This window comes from Desulfurellaceae bacterium (assembly GCA_021296095.1).
Classification (GTDB): Bacteria; Desulfobacterota; Binatia; order Bin18; family Bin18; genus JAAXHF01.
Window position 1 is genome coordinate 31,623 of the sequence record JAGWBB010000023.1, and the last position, 11,121, is coordinate 42,743.

Annotated in this window: 10 protein-coding genes; 3 read left to right on the plus strand and 7 right to left on the minus strand. The window is 63.7% G+C overall.

What is annotated here, in order from left to right:
• From J4F42_07495 to J4F42_07520, 6 genes are all read right to left on the minus strand, one after another.
• On the minus strand, positions 1-2,282 hold a 2,282-nt coding region (locus J4F42_07495; protein ID MCE2485341.1), incomplete at its 3' end, for a glycosyltransferase.
• A 296-nt stretch (positions 2,283-2,578) separates the two neighbouring features.
• Positions 2,579-3,547, minus strand: a complete 969-nt coding sequence (locus tag J4F42_07500) for a glycosyltransferase family 2 protein (GenBank protein ID MCE2485342.1) — start codon at positions 3,545-3,547, stop codon at positions 2,579-2,581.
• Between the two features lie 442 nt (positions 3,548-3,989).
• On the minus strand, positions 3,990-4,823 hold the full coding sequence (locus J4F42_07505; GenBank protein ID MCE2485343.1) for an ABC transporter permease: 834 nt from the start codon (positions 4,821-4,823) through the stop codon (positions 3,990-3,992).
• A gap of 298 nt (positions 4,824-5,121) precedes the next feature.
• Positions 5,122-6,045 (minus strand): hypothetical protein, encoded by a 924-nt coding sequence (locus tag J4F42_07510; GenBank protein MCE2485344.1) that lies wholly within the window; start codon positions 6,043-6,045, stop codon positions 5,122-5,124.
• A gap of 226 nt (positions 6,046-6,271) precedes the next feature.
• Positions 6,272-7,477 (minus strand): ABC transporter ATP-binding protein, encoded by a 1,206-nt coding sequence (locus J4F42_07515; protein ID MCE2485345.1) that lies wholly within the window; start codon positions 7,475-7,477, stop codon positions 6,272-6,274.
• Positions 7,478-7,503: 26 nt separating this feature from the next.
• Entirely contained in the window at positions 7,504-7,755 is a 252-nt protein-coding gene (locus tag J4F42_07520; GenBank protein ID MCE2485346.1) for a hypothetical protein, read from the minus strand.
• Positions 7,756-9,098: 1,343 nt separating this feature from the next.
• Here J4F42_07520 and J4F42_07525 point away from each other — a divergent pair.
• From J4F42_07525 to J4F42_07535, 3 genes are all read left to right on the plus strand, one after another.
• The gene (locus tag J4F42_07525; GenBank protein ID MCE2485347.1) at positions 9,099-9,404 is read left to right on the plus strand and encodes a hypothetical protein; all 306 of its coding nucleotides are present in this window, start codon (positions 9,099-9,101) and stop codon (positions 9,402-9,404) included.
• 26 nt (positions 9,405-9,430) lie between these two features.
• Positions 9,431-9,805 carry a hypothetical protein gene (locus J4F42_07530; protein ID MCE2485348.1) on the plus strand — a complete coding sequence of 125 codons (375 nt, stop codon included), beginning with the start codon at positions 9,431-9,433 and terminating at the stop codon, positions 9,803-9,805.
• Between the two features lie 322 nt (positions 9,806-10,127).
• Complete coding sequence (locus J4F42_07535) at positions 10,128-10,583, plus strand: hypothetical protein (protein MCE2485349.1); 456 nt, start codon at positions 10,128-10,130, stop codon at positions 10,581-10,583.
• 212 nt (positions 10,584-10,795) lie between these two features.
• On the opposite strand, the gene J4F42_07540 is transcribed toward J4F42_07535, so the two are convergent.
• Positions 10,796-11,121, minus strand: a 326-nt coding sequence (locus J4F42_07540; GenBank protein MCE2485350.1) for a hypothetical protein, incomplete at its 5' end; no start/stop codon positions are given.

Genomic DNA, 11,121 nt, shown 5'->3' on the forward strand with positions numbered 1-11,121 from the left:
ACCACCCGCTCACGCTCCTGCGCCTGCGCCTGCCACTCGGCCCGCTGCTCTTCCAACCACACCTTCCCCTGCTCTAGCTTAGCCGCCCACTCCTGCTGCTCCAACACGGCTTCCGCAGCTTCGGCCAAGAGCTGCGCCTGGGGCGTTTCGCCTCTACGCTGGGTGTAGTACGAGACCGCCGCCCGCATCGCCCGCCCGCACTCCTCCACCCCCCGTTCGTATTGGTAGCTGTGCGAAGCATTATCAGCGTGCCAGCGGTAGCGCACCAGGGTGTCATGGAGAAACCCGACCCGCCCCTCAAGGCACAGCTTCATCCACATCTCATAGTCGCAGGCGTAGCCGAGCGTTTCATTAAAGCCGCCGGCCTCGGTAAGCTGCTCCCGTCGGACAATGACGGTCGGCGCACAGATGCAAGCGCCATACAGTAACAGTTTGCGGAAATACGCCTCGCCGTCTTCCACAAAGTCCGTCTCCGCTTTTTCCATCCAATCGCTCAGCCGATTCGGCGCGTCCGATTCGATAATAGGCTCTGCTCCCGAATGCACCAGACTGAGGCCGGGCTCAGTGTCGAACAGTGCCATCTTGCGGACCAGATTATCGGCCAGCATCACATCGTCCTGGTGAAAGACGCAGAGGTACTCACCCCGCGCCAAGCCGACCGCCACGTTCCAGTTGCCCGGAATGCCGCGCCGCTGCGGGTTCTGATAGATGCGCAGACGGGGGTCGCTGAACGCCTGGAGAATGTCCAGCGTCCGGTCGCTTGAGCCATCGTCAACCACCACGAGTTCAAAAGCGGTATAGCTCTGCTGCAACACGCTCCGCACCGCCTCGGCCACATATGCCTCGCCGTTATAGGTCGGCAGACACACGCTCAGTCGAGGCGGTGCCAGGCCGGGGGGCGTATCCCTGAGCAGACGGGGTTGCGCCGCCGGGCCGGAAGTCCCCGAGGCTTGACCTGACGGACTCGGCCTGTCCAGTGCCAGCGAGGTAGCGGAACGGGAACCGGACTGCCCCACTACCTCCTGATATGTCTGCTCAATATCTTGCGCGTAGGCATCGGCATCGCGCCAGACAAACCGGTCCGGCCTGAGCCGATCCAGCAGCCCCGGCTCGTCAAGCAGACGTCGCAGACAGCGCCGGAGGTCTGCGGCATCTTCCGGCTCGAACAGCAGCCCATTGCGGCCGTCCTCAATGATCTCGGGCAGGGCTCCCCGCCGGGCGGCAATCACCGGCAGACCGGCCTGCAGCGCCTCACGGATCACCACAGAGAACGTCTCTTCCCAAATGACGGGCAGGACCAGCACATCATGCTCGGCCAGGATAGTCTGGAGTTCAGCGCGATCATACACGCCCCCCCAGTGGACGGACAGGTCCGTCGCGGCCTGGCGGAGCTGTTCGGCATAGGCTCGCCTGGCCGCAACCTCAGCTCCGTAGAGCGAGGCGTGAACCCGCTCGGCGGGTATGCCTTTGAGGGCATCTATCAGAACGTGGGCACCCTTGTGGGGTAGCAGGACGCCCACATACACGAGCCGCAGGGGCGGCTCCGGCGACTGCGACAGAACCGGCGCGTCCGGCGTGTCATTCAAGGTCTCCGGCTGAGCCCGCCCATCCTGAGCGGGGCTGGGCGGCAGGGGCAAGCCATAGGCAATGACCTGGAGCCGGTCGTGCAGAAAGGGGAACTCGTCCGCAATCCGCCGGGCCAGAAAGGCCGACGGCACGATCACCCGCTGCGGGATCTGCAAGACCCGCGTCATAAACGCAAAGCGGTGGCGGGCGGCTTCGGCCGAGGCAAGGTCGTGGAGACACGCCACACACCGCTCACCCTGCTGCGGCCCGGGACACAGCCGGTCGGCACTATCAATGAACTGCACCAGGTGACAGGCGAAGAAGAAGTCGTGCAGACCCAGCACGGTGGGGTAGCCGAGGGCCGACACACTCGGAATGAGGCTGGCCGAGAGATTCTGAACGTGCTCAAAATGCACGATATCGGCCCCACACCGGTCTAAGAGCCGACGAAAGGTGGTATCAAAAAAGGGATTGTCGTAGTGGAGGCGGAAAGAGGTCGTCCACGTATAGTTATTGACGATACGGATAATCCGCAGCCCGGACTCGTCCTGCTCTTCCTGCAGGCTGAACTCTTCACACTCAGGCGCAAAGGTCCGGGCGATAATCGTGACCTGGTGCCCGCGCGCCTGGAGCGCGCGCGACAGTTCCAGGGTCAGGATCTCAACGCCGGCCCGCTCTTGTGGAGGGAGCCCGTGCACGACTTGGACAATGTTCATAGCTGCGCCTGTCTTGGGTGGACTGTCTCAGTTTGGCAATGATCGTCCCGTATAGCCCACAGGGCCTGTTCTCACGCCGGTCCTCGCGCCGGAGAAATCCCCCTCAGTCCCCCCCTTCGACGAGGCTCAGGGCAGGCTTTGTCAAAGGAGGAAGCCTGTCCTGAGCCCGCCGAAGGGCGCGAAGCGCAGGGGGATTTCAGAGCAGGATTATGCTCCTCCAGGAAAGAAAGGCAAACTGGAACGCTCCTCATAGCTTGATATTCTCTTCCTGATATCGCGGTCAGGATCAATCGCCTTTACTGGCGTTTGATGTACACCTGGTACGAGAACCATGTCTGAAGCCAGTCTGGGAATTTCTCGGCCCGCTCACCACACCACACCCCCAGGCGGGCGGCGAGATGCCAGCCCAGCGCCGGCAGCGCCCAGCGGCACACGACCCGTGTCTTGGTCTGCCCCCGCTCCCGAGCCCAGAAGGCCAAGTCGGTGCGGGCGGTCCGGACAGCCTCCGGCAGACACGCAGCAAGATGGCTCGGCGGCCGGCCCATCTCCTGGTGCAGGGCGGCGAAATGATCAAAATGGCGACGAAAATTGGCCCACGGTCCGTACCCGTGCGAATGGTAAACAACGGAATCAGCGCAATACGCGGTCTTATAGCCGGCTTCCAGCACCTGTTTCGCCCACACATGATCCTCGCCAAACTCGACCTCGGGCCAGGGAACGTCGCGCCACGTCGAGCGACGAATGATCGAGCTGGTATTGGCAAAAAAGGTAAAAAACGCCGGGTTCCGCTCATAGTCCGGGTTATCGACCCGGCTGTTGACGCGCGAGTCCGGCCTGCCGGTCATCTCCTCCTCGACGATCCGGCGCCACTCCATGGGGTGGCAGCTCGGGCGCGGCGTGTGACGACTGTAGGCGCCGACCACCAGCGGGTCGGCTGCCAGGGGCGCGAGCAGGTTTTCCAGCCAGTCGTCCGTGGCCGGGGTGGCGTCCTGGGTCAGAAAGGCCAGACAGTCGCCCCGGGCGTGCGAGGCGGCCAGGTTGCGGGTTTTGCCGTGGCCGAACGCGGCGGCAGGAATCGTCATCACCCGCGCCCCGGCCTGACGCAGGATTTCCACCGAGCCGTCCCGCGAGCCGGAATCCACCGCGATAACCTCCTCCAGGTGAAAGCGTCCCCGTTGACGGCCGATGCCGTCCAGCACCTCGGCCAGATAGCGGGCGCCATTTTTTGTGACCAGGAGAATTGAGACACGAGGCAGCGCTGTCATCGGATCAGCCGTGAGAGGGGTTTTTACAGTGGCAGAGATTGTATTCGGTTTATCTGTCCCCGGCGTCGTGCCTGAAGCAGTTTCGCATGGAACTGGGGGTCGGCCTCACACAGCGTACGCCGCAGGGCGTCAAACTCCGCATCCGCTCGTTTGAGATAGTCATCAAGCTCAGCGTGATGAGACAAGTAATAGGTAGTCGCGCCATACACCTGCTCCAGGGTCAGCCCCGGGAAGCACTCCGTCGCGATTGTTTCGGGAGACAGCCCATCTAAGGAAAGCAAAAACAACAGAGTCCAGCGATACCCGGGTGCCGGCTACCCAATATCCCTCGTCGCGCTTTTCGATATACGGTTTTTCCATGTTGTCTCCTCCTGACCTGCGTCATGTCTCCCCATAGATTTCTCGCACCACCGCTTCAGCCGCACCCGACGAAAAATCACTCCTAGAGATAATCGGCGAAATAGCCCTTACAGCCGGCAAACACCCGCTGGGCCACGCCCAGCAATACCAGACACAGCAACAGAGGGTAAAGCACCCCGCTCCAGACGACCTGCTCAGGCGTCAGAATCAGCCCCCGGTACAGGTCCAGGATGGGCGCCAGGGGATTCCAGGCCAGGACGGGTTGCAGCACGGACGGCACCATCTGGATCGAATACAGAACCGGAGACAGAAAAAACCAGACCGTGAACAGGGCTGTGACCAGCGGCGACACGTCGCGCAGGAACACATTGGCCGGAGACAGCAGCAGGCCCAGGGCCACGGCCAGCAGCAGCTGGAGCGAGAACGGGACGACCAGCAGACCCAGGCCCACCGGCGAAGCCCCGCCCTGCCACACAGCCACCCCGAGCAGCATCAGCCCGAAGCCGACCGCGTGGCTCACAAAGCTCGACACCACCGCGGAGACGACCAACAGCTCGGACGGAAACTGGACGCGCTTCATCAGCTGCGCGTTCTCGACAATGACCGCCACCGAGCGCAGGCAGGCGTCCTGAAAGGCCAGCCACGGCCACAGCCCGCAAAACACAAACGGCACAAAACCGACCCCCTCGACCTCGAAGCGCACGCGGTAGATCACCCCGAACACAAAGGTGTACAGACACAGCAGGATGAACGGCTGGATGAGATTCCACACCCCTCCCAGGCTGGTCCCGACAAAGCGCGCCGTCACGTCGCGGATCACCATCTGGCGCAACAGCACCCGGTGCTCCACGACCGTGGAGAGCAGCCTGAACGGGCTGGCCAGGACTCGAACAGGCGCACGATACGAGACGGCCATCAGCGTTCACCCGGGGGAAGGCTTGAACGTGTGGTGCAGAAAGAAACCCAACCCGCCGCTAATGCGGCACAGAGAGGAAACGTGTCTCCAACAGGCCAGACAGATGTTGACCCGTTTCCTCTTTCCCTCCCAGGAGGGGATGCTTCGACTTCGGCCTTCGGCCTACGCTCAGCATGAACGGAAACCCGCTCGTCCTGAGCGTAGCGGAGCGAAGTCGAAGGAAACCCGCCCCTACGTCGAAGGGGGGGATTGAGGGGGATTTTCTGCCGCAGCCAGCGGATGAGACGGCCATCAGCGTTCACCGTTCGCCAGCCTGGCGATAAAAGTTCGGCAACACGGGCCAGTGATGCCACTCATACGGGTAGCGCCGCACATACTGCTCAAGCAGCCCGACCAGGGCGGCCAGGGTTGCGCCCAACTCGGTCACCCGGCGCGGCTCCTCAAACGCAAACTCCCGCCGCCGGTCGGCCCCGACCCAGCCGAAAAAGGGCACGATTGTCGCATCGGCCCGCGCCGCGACCGACAGCAGGTTGGTCGGAAACCGGGCCGGTCGGCCCAAAAAGGGCACGATTTGCTCCCGCCAGGCTGTGACGCCGACAAACTCGGGCAGCACGTCAAGCAGCGCGACCACCATGCCGCCCGCGCTGAGCGCCCGCTGGATTTTCCGGGGGCTGGTCGCACTGGCAAAAATCACCTCGCGCTCCATCAGCCGCGTAATATGTCGAAACCGCAGCCGAGTAAACGTATACGGCACCCAGCCCGCGACCTCCCGTACCTGCGAGAATGGAATAGACAGGGGATGAGCTGCCAGCCCCCGACTGTGCAGATACGGGAAGATCAGAGAACCGCCACCAAAATGGAAGGTCAGTAAGAGTATGCCCCGCTTCTCAGCAACAGCGGATAAGAGCCGCTCTTCGCCGCTCACCCGCACCCAGCGCTCCAATCGGCGCCACGAATGCAGCGCAGAAGCATACGCATCAACCCGGTCGCAGCTCATCACCTCAAAAAATTTCTCGCCCATATCGACCGCAGGTAGTTCCTGGGGCCGAAGCGCCTCAGCCGCGTTGGTCCGGATCGAATCGAGCAGCCCAGGCGGTGCCTGGCGGGCTTCCAACCGCCCCCAGGTCTGGGCCAGGCGGTAGGCCGTGGGCAGGGGAAACAGCCCCGCCAGCGGAAAATACAGCCCATATCTGAGCCCATCCTGACCAAGCTGCCACAACATAGCCTTCATCCGCCGCCCCTCGCCTGACTCGCGGGGGACACAGAGCCGGGGGCAACCCACCCCGGCCCTTCGACAAGCTCAGGGCCACCCCTCCGAGGAGGGGATGGGGGACGGTGATTCCCCTCCTCGGAGGGGTGCCGCGTTAGCGGCGGGGTAGGTTTCTTTTTACACCACACGTCGGGAATACCTCACGCCATGTCCATCCTACACAGTTCGTACCCCCGCGTCAGGTCTCCCAGCTATGCGGCAAATAGCACAGGCCGAGTTCGCGTCTCTCGCCGCGCACCGAGAACTCCCGCTCGACCAGATCGAACACCCGCAAACCGGCGCTATCCAGAGCGTGAGCGCGCAGCACGTAGCGGCCGGGCAGCAGGCGGAGTTGGGGCAGGACATAATCAATCTGGTAGACGCGGCCCTCAACGTGGCGCGGAACCGCCCCATCCATATCCGACGCCACCCCGTAAACCGGGACGAGGTCAGGCCGCACAAGACCAACGCCGACTACTGGCGGTTTGGTTTCCCCCGTCCCAGCCTCAACTCTGAGCCGCGCTCGGAACGGCTGGCCAAAAACAAACTGCGAGGTTTCCTGGGCGTGGCCGTTCAGCAGCCGGACATCGGTGATCCGGTTCTCACCCGCAGCCAGAGCAGCGACCGGACGGGCAGCCGTCCCATCGGTGTTCGTTTCGCCCTGAGCCTCGATGAACTCGGCATACTCCTGGACCACATGTGATGCGGCCCCCTGTAAGCGCACCTGGCCGTGGTCCAGCCACACGGCTTTGCCGCACAGCTTCTTGATCTGGTAGGCATTGTGGGCGCAGTACAGCAGGGTGCCGCCGTTGGACAGAAAGTCCTCCATCCAGCGAATGCACTTTTTCTGGAACGCCTCGTCGCCCACGGACAGAATTTCATCCGAGACCAGCACGTCCGGCTCAACGCAGGTGGCCAGGGCAAAGGCCAGCCGCACGCTCATGCCGGACGAGTAGGTTTTGAGCGGCCGGTCCACGAAATCGCCGATATCGGCAAACTCCAGAATCGCCGGCAGGCGCTCAGCCAGCTCGTCCTGGCCGAGGCCCATCAAGGCTCCCGACAGGGCCAGGTTTTCGCGTCCGGTGTACTCGGGATGAAAGCCGATGCCGAGTTCGAGCAGGGCGCTGACCCGTCCGGCGCTGCGCACCTGTCCCTCAGACGCCAGGGTCACGCCACACAGGAGTTTCAGCAGGGTGCTTTTGCCGGCCCCGTTTTGTCCGACAATGCCCCAGGCGTCGCCCCGGTAGACCTCCAGGGACACGTTACGCAGCGCCCAGAACTCCTCGGAGAAGCGCCGGCGGCCCAGCCACAGCATTTCCTTCAGGCGGTCAAGGTGACGCGGATACAGCCGGTAGGATTTGCCGAGCCCGTGGGCTTCGATCAGCGGTGGGGGAGTCGGGTTCACTGGGGGAGAGTGGGTACGAATGGTGGCTAGTCAGCGGATTCAGCCGGCAGAGCGGGGTGGATGTGGGACGCGCCTTTGAGTTCTCCCACGGTACGGGTGAGCGCGATCAGGTTGTTCGTCAAGAGGCTGTTGAGCTGGTCAATTTTGCGGTCCAGGGTGCTGATTGAGCGGTCCAGTTTGCTATCCAAAGCGCTGATTTCGTACTCGATTTTACGGTCCAGCTGCCACCACATGGTGACAAAAACCGTCAGCAGGGTGGCAAGGTTTTTCCAATCCATAAAGCCTCTTCGCTCCAACCATTTTCGTGATACCGAGCGCCCTGTTCAATGTCAACGGGACGCCCTGATGGCAACGGGACGCCGGTAGGGGCGGGTTACAAACCCGCCCCTACGCACGCGGCGAATCCGCACCAGGGCAACCTGTAGGGGCAGGCCCCCGTGCCTGCCCGCCCCCGGCGACAATGTCGCAGCAGGGCAACCACAGGGGGTTGCCCCTACACACCGCCCAGGCCGTCTCCATCCCCTCCTCGGAGGGGTGGCCCGAAGGCCCGGGGTGGGGGCAACCCACCCCCCTGCTCCGCAGGACCCCTCCCAGGAGGGGATGGGGGCGGGTCCCTTCCTGGGAGGGATGGCCGAAGGCCGGGGTGGGGGCCTTCTCGGCCGGTGGATAACGCAATAAAATTGACGATCTCAGCGCGTTCCTGCGGGACACTGTGCTGGAGTTCAAGGGCGAGATCGGGGAATTGCGAGGCGCCGTCCGAACTCACACGCCTGCACAGGACTGATTCATCAGAGTTCCCCCTCACCCCAGCCCTCTCCCTCAAGGGGAGAGGGAGCAAGGCGGCCACCAAGCGGCTGGCCCAGGCCCTGTGTCCTCCCCTCCGCGAGGGGGAGCAAGAATGCCTCCTCAGGTTCCCTCCCCCTGTGACGAGCCAGGCACCAGCAATCCCCTCCCCCCCGTGACGTGTGATGCATATTCCCAGGAATCTACGCTCGCCTGCCGGGCGCTGACCGTCGGACCGGGAAGAACCCACCCCCCTGCTCCGCAGGACCCCTCCCAGGAGGGGATGGGGGCAGTTCCCCTCCTCGGAGGGGTGGCCGAAGGCCGGGGTGGGTTGAAGCACGATGACGGCGGCTCCCTGCGGACGCGACAGCAGGGGCGGGGGATGAACCCACCCCGCCGCTCACGCGGCACCCCTCCCAGGAGGGGATGAAGACCTCCCCCTTCCCGTCTCATTTCCCAAACTGTCGTGCCGTGAGCCCCCTGAGGGGGAGGGCTAGGGAGGGGGGCAACCCACGCACCCAGGCACCGAAAATTGCACCCCCATACACACGGTCTCTTGACAGAAGCCGCAGGACTGCATGAGACAGCGGAATCCTGGTCGCCAGCAAAAAAGCAGGGCGTATCATGTGGAAAAATCACACTCAGACACGCCACAAACATTGACTCCAACCGCACGAAATTGCTGGAATCTCCGCCACGCACCACCTCACGGTGAGAACCCTGCTGTACGGCGGGCTGGCCCTCAGCATCGCCGCCGGCTTGCTGACCCTGGCAGGCTCGACACCCCACGCCGCGACCGAAAGCCTGCAAACCCGGCTCGACGCCTACTGCGCACGACATGCCGCACGCCCTCCAATACGAACACCCCCGGCAGCGTCAACAACTCGGCGCGAAAATCTCGCTGGCCCGCCTGCACTCGGGCATCAAAGTCACCGGATTTGCGGTGCTTGCTCCCCAGGCATTGCAGCCCGACCCGGCCGCCCACACGGCCAGGGTTGAGATGCGCGTGGAATACGCGTATACTTTTCCTTCCATGGCTGGCCGACAGATGTCCACCTCCACCGTCATTGCCGATGCCTGGCGCAAAGAGCGGGGGGTGTGGTATCACGTGTTGCAGACCCAGGTCATCCCTGACAAACGATAATCTGGACAACAGCTTGGACACCGCCGATGGACCCGGAAGTACGTGAATTGGCAACCGCAGCCGTCACCGCCTTGCAGACCATGGCCGCCAATTCTTCGCCCCACTGGACGGACGTGGCGGGGGTTTTTGTGGCGCTGCTGGTCGGGGGCGCGCAATGCGGGCTGATTGCCTGGGGCATCCGGGTGATGCGCGACAGCAACCTCACCCGCGAAAAAGTCATGGCCGCCTTTGCCCGCCAGCACGAAGAGACCGAGCGCCAGCGTGAAGACGCCGAGCGCCAGCGTGAAGACACCGAGCGCCAGCGTGAAGACGCCGAGCGCGAGGCCCAACGGCGCCACGAAGAAGCGATGGCGGCCCTGACGGCCTTGATCGAACGCACGGCCCCCCAGGGAAACGTATGAGGCACAACGAAACCCACCCCGGCCTGCGGCCACCCCTCCCGGGAGAGGAATCACCGCCCATCCCCTCCTCGGAGGGGTGCCGCGTAGCGGCGGGGTGGGTTGCCTTCTCTGCGCGCTCCGAAACCCACCCCGGCCTTCGGCCACCCCTCCTGGGAGGGGAAATAAGGCACCGAAAATTCACACCCAGGCACCCGCCCCTTGACAGAATCCGCAGGACTGCTTAATACACCGGGAACCTGAGCGTGCGTCGCGCGCAAAATTTCACACTCAGACACGCCACAAACATTGACTCCAACCGCACGAAATTGCTAGAATCTCCGCCATGCACCACCTCACGGTGAGAACCCTGCTGTACGGCGGGCTGGCCCTCAGCATTGCCGCCGGCTTGCTGACCCTGGCAGGCTCGACACCCCACGCCGCGACCGAAACCCGGCTCGACGCCTACTGGCAGGCCCGGGTCGCGCACGACATGCCGCGCGCCCTCCAGTACGAACACCCCAAGCAGCGTCAACAACTCGGCGAGAAAATCTCGCTGGCCCGCCTGCGCTCGGGCATCAAAGTCACCGGATTTGCGGTGCTTGATCCCCAGGCGTTGCAACTCGACCCGGCCGCCCACACGGCCAGGGTTGAGATGCGGCTGCAATACGAGTATACCTTTCCCTCAATGTCTCCTCCGATGGCTGACCGAACGCTGTCCACCTCGACCGTTATTGCCGATACATGGCGCAAAGAGCGGGGGGTGTGGTATCACGTGTTGCAGACCGAGGTCGGTTCCTGATCGACACTGACCCGGAACGCGCAGCATTGAGACGCGACATTCTTGGACACCGCCGATGGACCCGGAAGTACGTGAATTGGCAACCGCAGCCGTCACCGCCTTGCAGACGCCCCACTGGACGGACGTGGCGGGGGTCTTTGTGGCACTGCTGGTCGGGGGCGCGCAATGCGGGCTGATTGCCTGGGGCATCCGGGTGATGCGCGACAGCAACCTCACCCGCGAAAACCGCCTTTGCCCGCCGGGACAAAGAGGAGCAGCAGCGCCACGAGGAAGTCATGGCCAGCCTTACCCGCCGGGGCAAAGAGGACCAGCAGCGCCACGAGAAAGTCATGGCCACCTTTACCCGCCAGGGCGAAGAGACCCAGCGCCAGCGTGCAGAAGGCCAGCAGCGCCACGAAGAAGCGGAGCGCGAAAGCCAGCAGCGCCACGAGGAAGCCATGGCCACCTTTGCCCGTCAGCGTGAAGAAGCGGAGCGTCAGCGTGAAGAAGCGGAGCGCCAGCGTGAAGACGCCGAGCGCGAAAGCCAGCAGCGCCACGA

Bases quoted from the DNA above. Each gene is read 5' to 3' on its own strand.
- J4F42_07500 (MCE2485342.1), bottom strand. From the start codon at position 3,547: ATGACAGCGCTGCCTCGTGTCTCAATTCTCCTGGTCACAAAAAATGGC.
- J4F42_07505 (MCE2485343.1), bottom strand. From the start codon at position 4,823: ATGGCCGTCTCGTATCGTGCGCCTGTTCGAGTCCTGGCCAGCCCGTTC.
- J4F42_07510 (MCE2485344.1), bottom strand. From the start codon at position 6,045: ATGTTGTGGCAGCTTGGTCAGGATGGGCTCAGATATGGGCTGTATTTT.
- J4F42_07520 (MCE2485346.1), bottom strand. From the start codon at position 7,755: ATGGATTGGAAAAACCTTGCCACCCTGCTGACGGTTTTTGTCACCATG.
- J4F42_07525 (MCE2485347.1), top strand. From the start codon at position 9,099: ATGCCGCACGCCCTCCAATACGAACACCCCCGGCAGCGTCAACAACTC.
- J4F42_07530 (MCE2485348.1), top strand. From the start codon at position 9,431: ATGGACCCGGAAGTACGTGAATTGGCAACCGCAGCCGTCACCGCCTTG.
- J4F42_07535 (MCE2485349.1), top strand. From the start codon at position 10,128: ATGCACCACCTCACGGTGAGAACCCTGCTGTACGGCGGGCTGGCCCTC.